Genomic DNA, 16,581 nt, shown 5'->3' on the forward strand with positions numbered 1-16,581 from the left:
TCGGGTTTTAATGCAGTCAAAAGGAGATCCCGATGAGCCGTTCGCAAAATTTACGTCACAATGTTATTAACCAGGTGATCGATGATATGGCGCGCGGCCACCTTCCTTCACCGTTGCCGTCGCAAAGCGCCTTAGCTGAGATGTACAACATCAGCCGTACCACCGTGCGCCACATGCTGAACCACCTCAGCGAGTGCGGCGTGTTGACTCTGGTCGGCAACGACCACGTCATTACCCGAAGCCCCGAACATGATGATGGTTTTGCCTGTACCACCGCCTCCATGGCCGAGCAGAACCGTATTTTTGAGCAGGCGTTTTATACGATGATTAACCAACGCCAGCTTCGCGCTGGCGAGACGTTCTCTGAACTTCAACTGGCCAGAGCGGCTGGGGTCAGCCCGGTGGTGGTACGAGAATACCTTTTAAAATTTGGACGTTACGATCTCATCCAGAGCGAGAAACGCGGCCAATGGAGCATGAAAAAGTTCGATCAGTCCTATGCAGAACAGCTTTTTGAGCTGCGTGAGATGCTGGAAACCCATGCGCTACAGCATTTTCTCAATCTGCCGGATGACGATCCGCGCTGGCTGCAGGCCAAAATGCTGTTGGAACGCCACCGTACGCTGCGCGACAGCGTCGGCAGCGACTTCCGTATGTTCTCCCTGCTGGACCGTGATTTTCACGCACTGCTGCTCTCCGCTGCCGATAATATATTTTTCAATCAATCACTTGAGATTATTTCAGTAATCTTCCATTTCCATTACCAGTGGGATGAGCGCGATCTTAAACAACGCAATATCATCGCCATTGATGAGCACATGACCATCCTCAGCGCGCTGATTTGCCGCAGCGATCTCGATGCGCTCCTTGCACTGCGTAACCACCTGAATACGGCGAAGCAATCGATGATTCGCTCTATTCGACAAGAAAACGAGTAAATTAAAAACACATTAAAAACAACAAACCTTTAGCAAGAGCACGATTTCATACAACGCATACAGCACCATGATGACTTTCTGCTTACTTTCTGATTAGGCAGGATTCACTCTGAATTTTTTCGCCAGTAAAAAAGTTGGTTTTATTCGTTGACCCCTGGGAGCAAGTAGAAAATGAACAAGATAATAGCCGTGCTGATTACTGTTTGTACTTTTTTTCTGCCATTCACCATTCAGGCTAAACCGCTTTCTATTAAAGTCGCATATGAGAATAATCCAGGCGAGCCATTAGATGTGGTGATGCGCTACTGGGCTGACATTCTGAATAAAAAAAGTAATGGAGAAATAACCCTGGTTCTCTATCCCAGCTCACAGCTAGGGTCAAAACAAGATGTGACTGAACAAGCCATGATGGGAATGAACGTCATCACGCTCACCGACGTGGCTTTCCTTGCCGATTATGAACCTGATTTAGGTATTTTGTTTGGACCTTATCTGACTGACGATCCGCAAAAACTCTTCAAAATCTATGAGAGCGACTGGTTCCGTCAAAAAAATGAAGACCTGAAGAAAAAAGGGATTCATGTGGTGATGAACAATTATCTGTACGGCACCCGTCAGATTATTTCTAAAAAACCGATTCGCAAAGTGGAAGATCTGGCGGGGATGAAAATCCGCGTACCAAATAACGTCATGCAAATTAAAGCCATTCAGGCAATGGGCGCCACGCCAACCCCTATGCCGCTGGGTGAAGTTTACCCTGCACTGACTCAGGGCGTTATTGATGGCGTTGAAAACCCGATTTCTGTTCTGCAAGGGCAAAAATTGTTTGAGCAGGCGAAATATCTGTCGATGGTCAATTACCTGACCAACACCTCGGTGTGGATTGGTGGCGAAGCCTTTTTCAGTACGCTCTCTCCTGAGCAGCTGGAATTGATTCACTCAACGGGTTATGAAGCGGGTCTCTATAGCCAAAAATTAACGATTGAACGCGACGCCGAAATGCTGAAGGCCATGGAAGCGGAAGGCGTCGAAGTAATTTACCCGGATACTGAAGCATTCCGCCAGAAAGCTCGCGACGTGTACACGCAATTCCCGGAGTGGACGCCGGGTTTGTATGAAACCATTCAACAGCAACTGCAATAAATACAGGCCCAGATCGCCCTAAACCTTTTTCTCTCAAGGCCAGGGCGACTCTCTGAAGGAGGATTAATGCGTTTCTTTGGCAAGCTTGTAGAACTGAGCGCAGCACTGGCACTGTTTATCCTGGTGATCATGACCATTGCCGCCGTATTCATGCGCTATTTTGTCGGACAGCCCATTCAATGGACCGAGGAAATGTCCGGACTGCTGATGATTTGGGTAGTGATGTTGGGGGGCGTGGTGGCTGAGCGCGACCGGGCGCATCTGACGATTCCTTTTGTCGTCGATATGCTCCCGCATAAAATCAAACGCATTATTGCCTCGCTGGTTGCTGTACTGTCCATCGGATTGCTGGTTTATATGGCCTGGCTGGGTTATCGACTGGCGGAAATGGCGCAGTACAAGGTCACGCAAATCTTAAAAGTGTCCTGGTTCTGGATTGATGTCGCCGTTCCGGTCGGTACCCTGGCAACGGCAGCGTACACGCTCTACTGGTTAATTAATGACGTTAAACAGGCCGATGTCGGTGAGGAAAAACAATGAGCTGGTTATTAATTATTCCACTAATGATCGTGTGCTTATTTCTGAATATTCGTGTTTATCTGGCAATGTTTATCGGCATTATTGCCTATTTCCTCTTCTTTTCCACGGTTCCGATTGAAATTGCGGTTCAGCGGTTGATTGCGCCAACCCAAAGCCCATCCCTGCTGGCAATACCCTTCTTTATCTTGTTGGGTACGCTGATGAGTTATACCGGTATTGCAGAACGTATCCTGCAGGTGGCGAATATTCTGGTCGGTAAAATGCGGGGTGGACTCGGTGTCGCTAATATTCTGGTCAGTACCATGATGGGAGGGGTCAGCGCCTCAAATCTGGCCGACGCAGCGATGCTGTCACGCATGATGGTCCCCGAGATGGAGCGTAAAGGCTACAACCGCGCCTTTGCAGCGGCGATCACCGCCGGGGGATCGCTTGTCACCCCGATTATCCCACCGGGAATTGCCCTGATTATTTATGGGCTGGTGGCAGACGTCTCCATCGGGAAAATGTTCATGGCTGGTCTGATTCCGGGCCTGCTCTGTGCGGTGTTGTTAATGTTTACGGTTTATCTGGTTGCCCGTAAAACCAACGCTAAGCCCTCACGCGACACCTGGCCTACCGGTAAGGAAGCGCTCTTCTCGCTTGGGCAGGCATGGCCCGCTCTGTTTTTGATTTTTGCCGTCGTCGGGGGGATTCGCGCCAACATCTTCACCCCAACAGAAGCCGGTGCGGCAGCGGTGCTCATCGTGTTGATTATCGGTTTCTTCATTTATCGTCAAATGACTCTCGGCCATGTCGTGAAAGCGCTGGGAGAAACGGCACGGGCAACGGCATCGGTCATGTTAGTCATCATGGCAAGTGCCGCGCTCGGTTGGATCTTCTCAATGGAACATGCTGGCGTCGCGGTGGCGAACTTTGTCACGACGCTGACAGAAAACAAATACATATTCCTGTTAATTATCAATATTCTTTTGCTAACACTGGGGATGTTTCTTGAAGGGAATGCCATTCTGCTGATTCTGGTTCCCTTGCTTAAACCTGTCGTGGCGCATTTTGGAATCGACCCGGTACACTTCGGTATCATCATGATTTTCAACCTTTCTATTGGCGCCTTCACGCCGCCGGTTGGCACCGTCATGTTACTGGTCTGCAATATTACGCAGGTTTCTGTCGGACAGTTTTTCCGCCAGTCTCTACCGTTACTGGGTACCTTGTTACTCATGCTGATGTTGGTGACCTACATACCGGCTATTTCGTTATTTCTCGTCTAACCTGTTAACCCCATAGTGTCCCCGCTCGCGGGGACTTTTCCCTGTGACCGGACAGCGCGTTATACTGCCCTCATTGTCACCTTATTCCCGGTATCGTTATGGACATTACGGTTCGCCCCACTACACTGGCAGACGCTGCCGTTCTGCCTGCGATTGAACGCTCAGCAGGACAGCGTTTTTTAACGGTGCCAGCGCTGGCATGGATCGCGGACGATCACATTGTCAGTGCGGAACTGCACCGTGAATATGCCGCTAAAGGATTGAGCTGGCTGGCGCTGGTTGACGATCGGCCCGTTGGATTTCTGCTGGGCGAAGCGATGGAGACGTCGCTGTATATTGCCGAATTTTCGCTGCATCTGGCGTGGCAAGGTAAAGGCATTGGCCGCCAGTTAATCAACACCGTCGCGCAATGGGCATGTGAGCAGGGCTTTACCTCCCTGACGCTCACCACGTTTCGCCATGTCGCCTGGAACGCACCGCTGTATCAACATCTGGGATTTGAAATACTGGAAGAGAACGCGTTGCCGGCGGCATTACGCCAGAAGCGAGAGGAAGAAACGGCGCATGGCATCCCGTTTGAATCGCGTTGTGCCATGCGCCTGATGCTTAATTAAAACGTTTCCCAGTTATCCCCGGTTTCCGCTACAGCGGCTTTACGCGGTTGAACCGTTGTGGAAACGGACTTCACGCTGGCAACGTCACGCGCACGCTGCTGTTCCTGCTGGATACGAAATACGGCGACGGCCTGCGTCAGACGGCTGGCCTGCTCTTCCAGCGCCGCAGCGGCGGCGGCTGACTCTTCCACCAGCGAGGCGTTCTGCTGAGTTACGCGATCCATTTCCGCCACGGCCAGACCGACCTGGTCAATCCCACGGCTTTGCTCATCGGAAGCCGACGCGATTTCGCCCATGATGTCGGTCACGCGGGTTACCGCATTCACAATCTCATCCATGGTTTCACCGGCGCTTTCTACCAGCGTAGAACCGACGTCAACACGGCTCACGGAGTCTTCAATCAGGCTCTTGATCTCGCGCGCTGCCTGCGCACTGCGCTGCGCGAGGTTACGTACTTCACCGGCAACCACAGCAAAGCCGCGTCCCTGTTCACCTGCACGTGCCGCTTCTACCGCTGCGTTCAGCGCCAGAATGTTGGTCTGGAAGGCAATGCCGTCGATCACGCTGATAATGTCAGCAATTTTCTGTGAACTGGAGGCGATATCGCGCATGGTTTGCACCACGTTATCCACCACTTTTCCGCCTTTTTGCGCCGTTTCGGACGCGCTCAGCGCCAGATGGCTGGCCTGACGGGCGTTTTCGGCGTTCTGCTTAACGGTCGCCGTCAACTCTTCCATGCTCGCCGCCGTCTCTTCCAGAGAGGCTGCCTGCTGCTCGGTACGGGAAGAGAGATCGTTGTTACCCATCGCGATTTCGCTGGCGCCGCTGTAAATGGCGTTCGCGCCGTTACGCACATCGCCCACGGTACGCACCAGTTCACCCTGCATGTGGCGCAGGCTTTCCGCCAGTTGGCCCATTTCATTGGTGCCTTCTACATCAATCCGCTTCACCAGATCGCCGCTGGCAATGTGACGAATGCTCGCGATCAGGCGGTTCATTGGCGCGATCAGCGACAGTTTGATGCCAAACCAGACGGCAATAATGACCACCAGCACCGCTAACAACACGCTGCCCAGAACCCACATCGCCTGGCTGTAAGAGCTGTTGTTGTCCTCTACCGCCAGGTCATACAGACGGTCGTTCTGTTGCAAGTAGTTCACATACTGCTTCTCAAAACCATCCTGATACCCCTGGGTTGGCTGATCGAAAAACTCGTTGATTTTCCCGGCCCCCAGCAACTGGATCAGTTCGGCTAACGCGTTGTGATAGATATCGTAATTGCGTTTAATTTCCGCCGATGCCGCTTCGCTTTGACGTGGGTCACGCGGTAACGCTTCATAGTCCGCCCAGTTTTTCTCCGCCTGTTTCAAAGAGGCGCTGGCAATCTGCATCAGCTCCGCAACGGTCGCGCCGCTGCCGATATTGTTCTGATCCATCATGTAGCGGATACCCGCACGGTTAAGGGTGTTACGCGTTTGCAGCAGAGCCACCCAACTGCCGTTCAGCGTAGACTGCTGCTGGCGAATAGTTTGCAGAACGGTGAAATTCTCTTTGTCATTTTTCAATGCGTTAAAGAACAAACCGCCCGAAGTGAGTTGTAAAAGGCCAAATAAAGCCAGAACCAGCAATAAGCTGGTCACAATCTTGATACGTTTTAACATGTTTTCTCTTTCCGCTAGACAGATACTCTGGTTGTCGGCCTGGAACGAGAAAACTTTATGCAATCGCGAGGGGTATCACAGGAAATTTGTTCAATTAACTGGCAAAAAATGCGATTACCCTCTACCCGAACGGGAATCAGGCGAGGATGCCTCGCCCGTTCTGCCTTATCTCAGTGCGGAAATGTCCTCAAACAGGGAACGGGTAATCGTCACCCCTTCCAGCAACGATTTCTCACGCGAACTGAAGCGTCTTTCTCCTGGTAAGCGTGCGCCTTGCTCTTGCATTGCGGCAAACAGGGTTTCGGCGCGATCCATATGATGATGCGCCTCATCCCCGAGGAACCGGGACGGGTCAAGTGCCAGAATCAGCTCGCCGCCGTATGGCAGACCGCCTGCCCCCTCATCCCAGGCCAGCGATTCCGCACTGGTCATATCACCGATGAGCGGCCCTGCCAGCAGTTCAACCATTGCCGCAAACGCCGAGCCCTTGTGTCCGCCAAAGGTCAGCATCGCGCCATTTAATACCGCCTGCGGATCGGTTGACGGTCGCCCTTCGCTGTCGATACCCCACCCTTCCGGAATCGCTTTTCCAGCTCGCAGATGCAACTGGATCTCGCCGCGCGCCGCCGCGCTGGTCGCCATATCAAAAATGTAAGGCGGTTTGCCTTTGCGCGGCCAGCCAAACGCGATGGGATTAGTGCCAAACAGCGGACGCGTACCGCCTGACGGTGCGACCCAGGCGTGACTTGGCGTACAGGCGTAGCCCACCAGTCCGGCGTCCGTCAGAGGTTCAATATCTGCAAATAATGCGGAAAAGTGAACGCAGCGGTTGATCGCCAGCGCCGCAATTCCGCATGCGCTGGCTTTACTGATGAGCAACGGCAGCGCCTGTTCATAGGCCACCAGCGAGAACGCGCCGCCAGCATCTGCTTTGACGATAGCGGGCGCCTGATCGAAAATCTGCGGACGGGCATCAGCGGAGACTTTTCCTTTACGCAGGGTCTCGACGATCCCCAGCAAGCGCCATAACCCGTGAGACGCGCAGCCGTCGCGCTCGCCCGCCGTCACATTGCGCGCGATAGCATCCGCATGTTCCGCGCTAAAGCCGTTGCTGCTCAGCACCTCACGCGCCAGCGTGTAAGCCTCAGATAAAGTGAGGTTTACTGTTTCCATGTTGTTCTCCTTATAATGTTGTCGGCAATAAGCGTAGTCGGTATTCACCCTTCGTTGGCGGATTTTTCTTTGTGATCTCAGTCACATAATATTTACCGCCCGGCGATCCTCTTTACCGCTTACTGACACTTCTGACCGCTTAACTCACCATTTGACCGCTCACTTATTTACCTTACTTTACACGCGCGACTCTCTGGCAAGATCGTCACCAACATAGCAGTCAAATTACCTCTTCAAACGCAACCCAAACCAAACGGCTTCGGCCAATTATTCATCTTATAAAACCAGGTTTTACTATGGATACGAAAAAGATATTCAAGCACATACCCTGGGTGATCCTCGGGATCATCGGGGCATTCTGCCTCTCGGTTGTCGCCTTACGCCGGGGTGAACACGTCAGCGCCCTGTGGATCGTGGTCGCTTCCGTGTCGGTATATCTGGTGGCTTACCGCTACTACAGCCTGTACATCGCCCAGAAGGTGATGAAGCTCGACCCTACACGTTCGACACCTGCGGTCATCAATAACGATGGCCTGAACTACGTTCCGACCAACCGCTATGTCCTGTTCGGACACCACTTTGCCGCAATCGCGGGCGCTGGTCCGCTGGTCGGTCCGGTTCTGGCAGCGCAGATGGGTTACCTGCCTGGTACCCTGTGGCTGTTGGCGGGTGTGGTGCTGGCGGGTGCGGTCCAGGACTTCATGGTGCTGTTTATCTCTTCTCGCCGTAACGGCGCGTCGCTTGGCGAGATGATTAAAGAAGAGATGGGCTCCGTGCCGGGGACCATTGCCCTGTTTGGCTGCTTCTTAATTATGATCATCATCCTCGCGGTACTGGCGCTGATCGTCGTAAAAGCGCTGGCAGAAAGCCCGTGGGGGGTCTTCACCGTTTGCTCCACCGTACCTATCGCGCTGTTCATGGGGATCTACATGCGCTTCCTGCGTCCGGGGCGTGTGGGTGAAGTGTCGGTGATTGGTATTGTTCTGCTGGTTGCGTCTATTTACTTCGGCGGCGTGATTGCTCACGACCCGTACTGGGGCCCGGCGCTGACCTTTAAAGACACCACCATTACCTTTGCACTGATCGGCTATGCGTTCGTTTCTGCACTGCTGCCAGTATGGCTGATCCTCGCTCCACGCGACTATCTGGCCACCTTCCTGAAAATCGGCGTGATCGTCGGCCTGGCGCTGGGTATCGTGATCCTCAACCCAGAGCTGAAAATGCCGGCCATGACCCAGTACATCGATGGTACCGGTCCGCTGTGGAAAGGTGCGCTGTTCCCGTTCCTGTTCATTACCATCGCCTGTGGTGCGGTCTCTGGCTTCCACGCCCTGATCTCTTCCGGTACCACGCCGAAACTGCTGGCCTGTGAAACAGACGCCCGCTTCATCGGTTACGGCGCGATGCTGATGGAATCCTTCGTGGCGATCATGGCGCTGGTTGCGGCGTCCATTATCGAACCGGGTCTCTACTTTGCGATGAACACCCCACCGGCAGGCCTAGGCATTACCATGCCGAACCTGCATGAAATGGGGGGTGAGAACGCGCCGCTTATCATGGCACAGCTAAAAGACGTGACCGCGCATGCGGCGGCAACCGTCAGTTCCTGGGGCTTCGTGATTTCGCCAGAGCAGATCCTGCAAACGGCGAAAGACATCGGCGAACCGTCCGTTCTGAACCGTGCTGGTGGTGCACCGACGCTGGCGGTAGGTATCGCGCACGTGTTCCACAAAGTGTTGCCGATGGCGGACATGGGCTTCTGGTACCACTTCGGTATTCTGTTTGAAGCGCTGTTCATCCTGACCGCGCTGGATGCCGGTACCCGTTCTGGTCGCTTTATGTTGCAAGACCTGCTGGGTAACTTCGTTCCGTTCCTGAAGAAAACCGACTCTCTGGTTGCCGGTATCATCGGTACGGCGGGCTGCGTGGGTCTGTGGGGTTACCTGCTGTATCAGGGCGTGGTCGATCCGCTGGGCGGCGTGAAGAGCCTGTGGCCTCTGTTCGGTATCTCTAACCAGATGCTGGCAGCCGTGGCGCTGGTTCTGGGTACCGTGGTACTGATTAAAATGCAGCGCACCAAATACATCTGGGTGACCGTTATCCCGGCAGTATGGCTGCTGATCTGCACCACCTGGGCGCTGGGCCTGAAACTGTTCAGCTCCAACCCGCAGATGGAAGGCTTCTTCTACATGGCTAACCAGTACAAAGAGAAGATTGCCAACGGCGGCGAACTGACCGCACAGCAGATTGCTAACATGAATCACATCGTTGTGAACAACTACACCAACGCCGGCCTGAGTATTCTGTTCCTGGTGGTGGTGTACAGCATCATCTTCTATGGTTTCAAAACCTGGATGAATGTGCGCAACGTCGACAAGCGTACCGATAAAGAAACACCGTACGTTCCGATTCCTGAAGGCGGCGTGAAGACCTCTTCACATCACTAAGCTGATGCCGGGTAACGCTTCGCATACCCGGCCTACAAAATGCTGTAAGCGTAGGCCGGATAAGGCGAAAGCCGCCATCCGGCTTTAATCATTCACGAGGCGGCACAATGTTTGGTAACTTAGGTCAGGCAAAAAAATATCTCGGCCAGGCGGCAAAGATGTTGATTGGTATTCCAGACTACGACAACTATGTCGAGCATATGCAAACCAACCATCCGGACAAGCCGTACATGAGCTATGAGGAATTCTTCCGCGAGCGCCAGCAGGCGCGCTACGGCGGCGACGGTAAAGGCGGCATGCGCTGCTGTTAGAAGGAGAAGTGAATGACCCCGATTGCAGTCACCCTACTCACCGGTTTTCTTGGCGCAGGTAAAACCACCCTGCTACGCCACATCCTCAACGAAGAACACGGCTACAAGATTGCCGTTATCGAAAACGAATTCGGCGAAGTGTCCGTGGACGATCAGCTAATTGGCGATCGCGCCACGCAGATCAAAACCCTGACCAACGGCTGCATCTGCTGTACCCGTTCCAACGAGCTGGAAGACGCGCTGTTAGACCTGCTCGATAACCTCGATAAAGGCACCATCAATTTTGATCGTCTGGTGATCGAGTGCACCGGCATGGCCGACCCCGGCCCGATTATTCAGACCTTTTTCTCCCACGACGTGATTTGTCAGCGCTATCTGCTGGACGGCGTGATTGCGCTGGTCGATGCGGTTCATGCCGACGATCAAATGAACCAGTTCACCATCGCCCAGTCGCAGGTCGGCTATGCCGATCGCATTCTGCTGACTAAAACCGACGTCGCTGGCGAAAGTGAAAAGCTTCGCGAACGTCTGGCGCGCATCAACGCCCGCGCCCCGGTGTATACCGTTACGCACGGCGATATCGATCTTTCTCTGCTATTCGACACCAACGGTTTTATGCTGGAAGAGAACGTCGTCAGCACCAAACCGCGCTTCCACTTTATCGCCGACAAGCAGAACGATATCTCTTCCATTGTGGTGGAACTGGATTACCCGGTGGATATCGGCGACGTCTCCCGCGTGATGGAAAACCTGCTGCTGGAATCCGCCGAAAAACTGCTGCGTTACAAAGGCATGCTGTGGATTGAAGGCGAACCGAACCGTCTGCTGTTCCAGGGCGTACAGCGACTCTATAGCGCCGACTGGGACCGCCCGTGGGGCGACGAACAACCGCACAGCACGCTGGTGTTTATCGGCATTCAGTTGCCGGAAGACGACATCAGAGCCGCCTTTGCGGGGCTGAAGAAGTCGTGATTCCCGTGCCCGATAGCGCTACGCTTATCGGGCCTACAGTTCTTCCCCAGGCCGCAGCCATCCGACACTCACTCCACCACAAACCGCGTCGCCGCAAAGCAGTTCAGTATTCGGTGGACCAGAAAGACCATCGTCAGCGTTGCCAGCAGCGCGACGGTGACTGAGGTGATGCGGTACAAATCGCTGAACACCAGGTCGCTGTTCGGGTGCAGGTTCTGGCCGAACATAATGCCGATGGTGGTGATGCTGGCGAACCCCACGCCTGCACCCACTTTTTCCATCACGTGCAGGCGGGCGCTAAAGGCCAATCCGAGACCGATCAGTGGCATCATTAACAGCATGTGATTACTGAAATCATAAATCAGCAACTGCACCACCAGAATATAGAGACAGGCCAGTACCACACCGACGACGCGCCAGAGGGAACTCAGGACCGCGCCGCGATAGTGCATCGGAAAGAGGATCAAAATCCCCGCCATCAGCGCTGACAGCGAATCGCTCAGATCGCAAATCTGGAAGATCACAAAGATCATCGTCGCCACGGTGCCGGAAAGCAGCGATTCGTGGCGAATGCGGGCGTCGTCTTTCTCAATGCGCGGCGGCGAGTTACGCGGTTCCACATCGGGGATCAAATAGTGCAGCAGCGCACTCAGCGCTACCGCCATCACGCAGGCTTCCATGTTGGAAAACATCAGCGTGTGCCAGTCTGTGGTGGGATAGCTCATAAAATTGAGCATCGTACTCTGGCAGACCACACCCATTGACCCCAGCAGAAACAGCGGCCCCTTGCTCATAAAGCGAAAGCGCATCACGTAAAGGCCAAACACCACCAGCGTCATGATCACTGGCCACTGCGAGAGATAACCGACAATCAATACCATTTCGACGCAGTTCACCGCCGCACTGAACACAAACTGCCGCGCTACGTGGCGGTTAAACACCGGTACCAGCGACATCAGCATCAACGGATAGACCACGAAGAAAACGCCGTACTGGACGTTGTAAAAGGTCGAAATGCTTAGCGCTATCGTCCCGGCAACGGCTATCCGCAGAGTCTGGCGAAAGTCGTTGGCTGTATAGACGATGTTGTCATGTGGCGTGAATACGCGCGCCAGGGTGTTAATAGACATAATGCAGCCAACTGACCAGGCGGATTTGCGCGCCAGCAAAAGTACGGGCAAAGGGGCCTTCGCTGTTATACAACTGCACCGTGGCGCGGGCACCGGTCGGTAACGGTTTGTCCAGTGGTTCACTCAGCGTCACGTGAATACGCATCCGCTGCGCATCGCGCACCCAACGGGTGGATTGCTCTGGCTGCGACAGTTGACCGTTGACCTCTTCCTGTCCGGCGAGGATCCCCGCATCGCTGCTGGTCACACGCGCACGGAACACTTTACCCGGCATGGCATCAAACACCACGGCGGCATCGGTATTGACGCGGGTATGGCGCAGGCTCTTCTCGCGGAAATCGGCCACGATATCCGTCTGATTACTGACCAGCGCCAGCAGTGGCGTGGCGGCGGTAGCGTAAAGCCCGGCGTTAAGCTGGAGATTACTCACCGTTCCGTCCGTCTCTGCGCGCACTTTTGTCCATGCCAGATTCAACTGCGCCTCTTCCAGCGCGTTGCGATACTTTTGCAGCGTCACGTTATGGCTGTCTTCGCGCTTGCCGCGTTGGATCAGCAGATTCTGGATGTTGGCATGCAGCGCGGTTACCGATTGTTCGCTGGTCTGCCAGGTCGTCCGCACCCTGTCGAGATCCGCCTGCGAAACGTTTTGCATCGCGCTTAGCCGCTGATAGCGGTCGAACGTCAGCTTGTCATTACGCGCCGTATATTCAGCAGTACGCAGGTTGGCGCGGGCAGAAGCAATCTGTGCATCCAGTTGCTGATTGCTCAGTCTGGCCTGCGCAAAGGCGATTTGCGCGGCCTCGACTTTGTTGATAAATGGCGTGGGATCCAGCTCGTAAAGCAGATCGCCTTTTTTTACCTGGCTGTTATTGCGCACATAAACGTGCGAGACGTATCCGGAAACACGCGACGAAACCGGCGTGACCGAGCGCATCACCGTGGAGTCCGGCGTCAACGGGATCCAGATATCGGCAACGATAAACCAGGCGAATATGGCAAGGAAAGCGGCAATACTCACCCTTACCCAACGGGCAAACTTCTGTTCTGGGGTCATCATAGTTTTTAGTGTTGATTATCTTCTTCGCGGATTGTCCGCAGATTGCAGGCGATTACATTTAAGGTGGCGCTGAAGGAAGCGAGATCTGCTTCAGGAATGGTACGCGTGACGCGACATTGATAGGCTTCAATCATCCGGTTCAACTCTACCAGCCGGGCACGGCCTTCCGCAGTTAGCATTAGCAGACGGATGCGTTTGTCATAAGGCGATGTGGAACGCACCAGATAGCCCTGATTTTCCAGTTGTGTGAGCGTGCGCATCAGCGGTGGCAGTTCAATACCCTGCACCTGTGCCAGTTCACTGACCGAAACGTTATCGCCCAGTTGATACAGTTGCATCAGCACCGTCCAGCTGGACTGGGTCAGGCCGGTATCGGTAATAGCCGCATCAATAATGGCCCGCCATTGACGCACGACCATCGCCATACGCATCCCCAACGGGCGGCGGGCAAACAGCTCATCTTCAGTCATGTCTCTTTCCTCTCTAAGCGAAAGGAAAATAATACTTATCAGGATAAGTATCAAGAAACACACTGTCTGTAAGCATGAATTGATAAATTTTATGAATGTAACAAAGGCCGGACGGGTTCAACCTCCAGCCTCTGACTTCTACAGTCACGCTATTCAATCTGATCCCGGCGTAATCCCAGATCCTTGAGTCGCTCATCACTCATCTGTTGCAGGATCCGTCGGGTTTGCGCCTGCAGATGCCATTTTTTAAACGCTCGCCAGATCAGGACAAAGCCAATAAACGGCTGCTTTGCTTTGTTTTCATGAAATTCCATACTCCACCCCCCTCTCATACCAGAGCCTGTATTCTGGCGGTTTTCGAGTGGATCAATACAGATTCAAAAACAGCTTTTATTTAACATACAGATTCGCTAATACTGTCTCTGCATCGCACATTTTGCACCTGTCTGTACTGGTTTTTACATCTGTATGGCATCTTCGAGGGATACAGCATGACGCGTTACCAACATCTGGCCAATATTCTGGCCGAGCGTATTGAACAAGGGCTGTATCGTCACGGAGAGAAATTGCCGTCGGTACGCAGTCTGAGTCAGGAGCACGGTGTCAGTATCAGCACCGTACAGCAGGCGTATCAGGTACTGGAATCATTGCAACTCATTACGCCACAGCCCCGTTCAGGCTACTTCGTCGCGCCTCAGAAAGCGCTGCCGCCGGTCCCGCCGATGTCGCGTCCGGTACAGCGTCCGGTTGAGATTACCCAATGGGAGCAGGTACTGAACATGCTGGAAGGCCATCACGACCAATCGGTTGTCCCGCTTAGCAGCGGTATTCCGGATGTTAGCCAACCCAGCCTGAAACCGCTCTGGCGCGAACTCAGTCGCGTAGCACAACACAATCTGAGTGCGGTTCTGGGCTACGATGAACTGGCTGGCAGCCTCGCACTACGCCAGCAAATCGCCCGGCTGATGCTGGATGGCGGATCGGTGGTTAACGCCGACGATCTGGTGATCACCAGCGGCAGTCAAAGCGGCATGTCACTGGCCCTGCTGGCCGTCTGCCAGCCAGGAGACATTGTCGCTGTGGAATCCCCGGCTTATTACGGCACCATGCAATTGCTGCGCGGTTTAGGGATCAAAGTGATTGAGATCCCGACCGATCCGGATACCGGCATCAGTATTGAAGCGCTGGAGCTGGCGCTTGAACAGTGGCCGATCAAAGGCGTTATCCTGGTGCCCAATTGCAATAACCCGCTCGGTTTTATCATGCCGGACGCCCGTAAGCGGGCGGTGCTGGCGCTCGCTCAACGCCACGACATTGTGATTTTCGAGGATGATGTTTACGGTGAACTGGCGACAGAGTATCCCCGCCCCAGAACCATTCACTCCCGGGATATCGACGGTCGGGTTATCCTTTGCAGTTCATTCACCAAATCGGTCGCCCCTGGCCTGCGCGTCGGCTGGGTCGCTCCGGGTCGTTATCACGACAAATTACTGCATATGAAGTATGCGGTTATTGGTACCAACGTTCCCGCCACACAACTGGCGGCTGCGACGTTTGTCCAGGAAGGACACTACCATCGCCACGTCCGGCGTATGCGCCAGATTTATCAGCGTAATATGGAGATTTATACCTGCTGGGCGCGGGAATATTTTCCCTGCGGCATCTGCGTTACGCGACCAAAAGGCGGTTTTATGCTGTGGGTCGAATTGCCGGAACAAGTGGATATGGTTTGCGTTGCCAAACAGCTTTGCCGCCTGAAAATTCAGGTCGCGCCGGGCTCACTGTTTTCCGCATCAGGGAAATACCGCAACTGTGTGCGCATAAACTGTGCGCTCCCGCCCAGCGAGAAGCACCGGGACGTGATGCAGAAGCTGGGCGAGGCGATCAAAGTCGCGATGGAGTAAACATTCGACTTACCGGACGGCCTGAACGCGACACAGCGTATTCAGTGAATCACACTCTGCAGCTCTTCTGCGGAAAGTCCGGTAAGTCTTTGTACCGTGATATAACAAAGCATGACTATGCCGGAGGCACTAATTGTGACCCACACCCGAGATATTCCACAATCGTTCTGGCGCGATGAGCGACTTGCATGGCTGGAGCTGCGCAGCACCTGGCGCAGCCATCAGGCCTATAAGCGCCATCATCATCCGCAGCTCTCCATTGGGGCCATTGTGGAAGGTGAAACCTGCTGTGTCAGCGATGGCAAAGAATACCGTTTGCAGGCAGGCGATCTGATTGTGATCCCACCGCATGTGCCGCACAGCTGTAATCCGGTCGATGGACAGTGTCGCAGCTACCATATGCTCTACCTGGACGCGGACTGGTGTGTTGCCCAGTTGCCCGAACAGACAATCCCTGCACCGTTTTTCGCCCCGAACCCGGTGATCCGCGATCCACAACGCTTTCAGCGCTTTCTCGACCTTGTGGCGTTAATGGAGAAACAACAAACCGCGCCGCTTATCGATGCCGTCCGTCTCCTGCTGCGCGCACTCCCCTTGCAGTCAGGAAATCCGCCGCGCACGCGAGCGACCAGTCAGTCTCTGAAAGCGCGGCTGCACAACAATTTGCTCTCTCCACCGTCGCTAGATGATATCGCGCAAGAGTTCGGCATGCGCAAAGAGACGCTGATTCGCACCTTTAAGCAGGACACCGGTCTGACGCCGGGCAGCTATCTGAACATCGCGCGGATCGATTTTGCCAGGACGCGACTGCGCGCCGGAGACGATATCGCCGACGTCGGTTATCAGAGTGGTTTTGCCGACCAGAGCCATTTCCACCGCACCTTTGTCAGCTATACCGCCGCCACACCGCGTCAGTATGCGCGGGGGCGATCAATATCAGACAATAATTAGCG

Annotated in this window: 16 protein-coding genes; 10 read left to right on the top strand and 6 right to left on the bottom strand. The window is 54.2% G+C overall.

Going from position 1 to position 16,581, the window contains the following annotated elements:
- Positions 1-32: 32 nt before the first annotated feature.
- The 5 genes from HVX64_RS19500 to HVX64_RS19520 all read left to right on the top strand — a co-directional run bounded on the left by HVX64_RS19500 (position 33) and on the right by HVX64_RS19520 (position 4,503).
- Positions 33-938 (top strand): GntR family transcriptional regulator, encoded by a 906-nt coding sequence (locus HVX64_RS19500; RefSeq protein WP_042999316.1) that lies wholly within the window; start codon positions 33-35, stop codon positions 936-938.
- A gap of 171 nt (positions 939-1,109) precedes the next feature.
- A complete protein-coding gene (locus tag HVX64_RS19505) occupies positions 1,110-2,081 on the top strand; it encodes a C4-dicarboxylate TRAP transporter substrate-binding protein (RefSeq protein ID WP_042999315.1) in 972 nt (323 codons plus the stop codon).
- Between the two features lie 66 nt (positions 2,082-2,147).
- Positions 2,148-2,621, top strand: a complete 474-nt coding sequence (locus tag HVX64_RS19510) for a TRAP transporter small permease (protein WP_042999314.1) — start codon at positions 2,148-2,150, stop codon at positions 2,619-2,621.
- Positions 2,618-3,889 carry a TRAP transporter large permease gene (locus HVX64_RS19515; protein WP_044253891.1) on the top strand — a complete coding sequence of 424 codons (1,272 nt, stop codon included), beginning with the start codon at positions 2,618-2,620 and terminating at the stop codon, positions 3,887-3,889. Before HVX64_RS19510 ends, HVX64_RS19515 begins: the two co-directional genes overlap by 4 nt.
- 98 nt (positions 3,890-3,987) lie before the next feature.
- The gene (locus tag HVX64_RS19520) at positions 3,988-4,503 is read left to right on the top strand and encodes a GNAT family N-acetyltransferase (protein WP_044253888.1); all 516 of its coding nucleotides are present in this window, start codon (positions 3,988-3,990) and stop codon (positions 4,501-4,503) included.
- Here HVX64_RS19520 and tsr read toward each other — a convergent pair.
- Both tsr and HVX64_RS19530 read right to left on the bottom strand, forming a co-directional pair.
- On the bottom strand, positions 4,500-6,164 hold the full coding sequence (gene tsr, locus HVX64_RS19525) for a methyl-accepting chemotaxis protein (RefSeq protein ID WP_042999311.1): 1,665 nt from the start codon (positions 6,162-6,164) through the stop codon (positions 4,500-4,502). The genes HVX64_RS19520 and tsr overlap by 4 nt on opposite strands.
- 165 nt (positions 6,165-6,329) lie before the next feature.
- Positions 6,330-7,337, bottom strand: coding sequence for an Ldh family oxidoreductase (locus tag HVX64_RS19530; protein WP_044253886.1), 1,008 nt, complete (start codon positions 7,335-7,337; stop codon positions 6,330-6,332).
- Positions 7,338-7,633: 296 nt separating this feature from the next.
- On the opposite strand from HVX64_RS19530, the gene btsT reads away from it, so the two are divergent.
- The 3 genes from btsT (at position 7,634) to yjiA (ending at position 11,067) form a co-directional block, all read left to right on the top strand.
- On the top strand, positions 7,634-9,784 hold the full coding sequence (btsT, locus tag HVX64_RS19535) for a pyruvate/proton symporter BtsT (protein ID WP_042321961.1): 2,151 nt from the start codon (positions 7,634-7,636) through the stop codon (positions 9,782-9,784).
- A gap of 107 nt (positions 9,785-9,891) precedes the next feature.
- Positions 9,892-10,095 carry a YbdD/YjiX family protein gene (locus tag HVX64_RS19540; protein ID WP_024130742.1) on the top strand — a complete coding sequence of 68 codons (204 nt, stop codon included), beginning with the start codon at positions 9,892-9,894 and terminating at the stop codon, positions 10,093-10,095.
- A 12-nt stretch (positions 10,096-10,107) separates the two neighbouring features.
- Positions 10,108-11,067 carry a GTPase gene (gene yjiA / locus HVX64_RS19545; RefSeq protein WP_044253881.1) on the top strand — a complete coding sequence of 320 codons (960 nt, stop codon included), beginning with the start codon at positions 10,108-10,110 and terminating at the stop codon, positions 11,065-11,067.
- Between the two features lie 68 nt (positions 11,068-11,135).
- On the opposite strand, the gene HVX64_RS19550 is transcribed toward yjiA, so the two are convergent.
- The 4 genes from HVX64_RS19550 to HVX64_RS19565 all read right to left on the bottom strand — a co-directional run bounded on the left by HVX64_RS19550 (position 11,136) and on the right by HVX64_RS19565 (position 14,038).
- Positions 11,136-12,197: a DUF2955 domain-containing protein gene (locus HVX64_RS19550; RefSeq protein WP_042999307.1), complete on the bottom strand. Its 1,062-nt coding sequence runs from the start codon at positions 12,195-12,197 to the stop codon at positions 11,136-11,138.
- On the bottom strand, positions 12,187-13,254 hold the full coding sequence (locus HVX64_RS19555; protein ID WP_044253878.1) for an HlyD family secretion protein: 1,068 nt from the start codon (positions 13,252-13,254) through the stop codon (positions 12,187-12,189). Before HVX64_RS19555 ends, HVX64_RS19550 begins: the two co-directional genes overlap by 11 nt.
- A 5-nt stretch (positions 13,255-13,259) precedes the next feature.
- Positions 13,260-13,724 (bottom strand): MarR family transcriptional regulator, encoded by a 465-nt coding sequence (locus HVX64_RS19560; protein ID WP_042999305.1) that lies wholly within the window; start codon positions 13,722-13,724, stop codon positions 13,260-13,262.
- A 149-nt stretch (positions 13,725-13,873) separates the two neighbouring features.
- Entirely contained in the window at positions 13,874-14,038 is a 165-nt protein-coding gene (locus HVX64_RS19565) for a DUF1127 domain-containing protein (protein ID WP_071888362.1), read from the bottom strand.
- Positions 14,039-14,215: 177 nt separating this feature from the next.
- Between HVX64_RS19565 and HVX64_RS19570 the strand changes: the two genes are divergently transcribed.
- Both HVX64_RS19570 and HVX64_RS19575 read left to right on the top strand, forming a co-directional pair.
- Positions 14,216-15,628 (top strand): PLP-dependent aminotransferase family protein, encoded by a 1,413-nt coding sequence (locus tag HVX64_RS19570; protein WP_044253875.1) that lies wholly within the window; start codon positions 14,216-14,218, stop codon positions 15,626-15,628.
- A 135-nt stretch (positions 15,629-15,763) separates the two neighbouring features.
- On the top strand, positions 15,764-16,579 hold the full coding sequence (locus HVX64_RS19575; protein ID WP_044253872.1) for an AraC family transcriptional regulator: 816 nt from the start codon (positions 15,764-15,766) through the stop codon (positions 16,577-16,579).
- Positions 16,580-16,581: the final 2 nt, after the last annotated feature.

The organism is Citrobacter sp. RHB20-C16 (assembly GCF_013890155.1).
GTDB classification, from domain to species: Bacteria; Pseudomonadota; Gammaproteobacteria; order Enterobacterales; family Enterobacteriaceae; genus Citrobacter_A; species Citrobacter_A amalonaticus.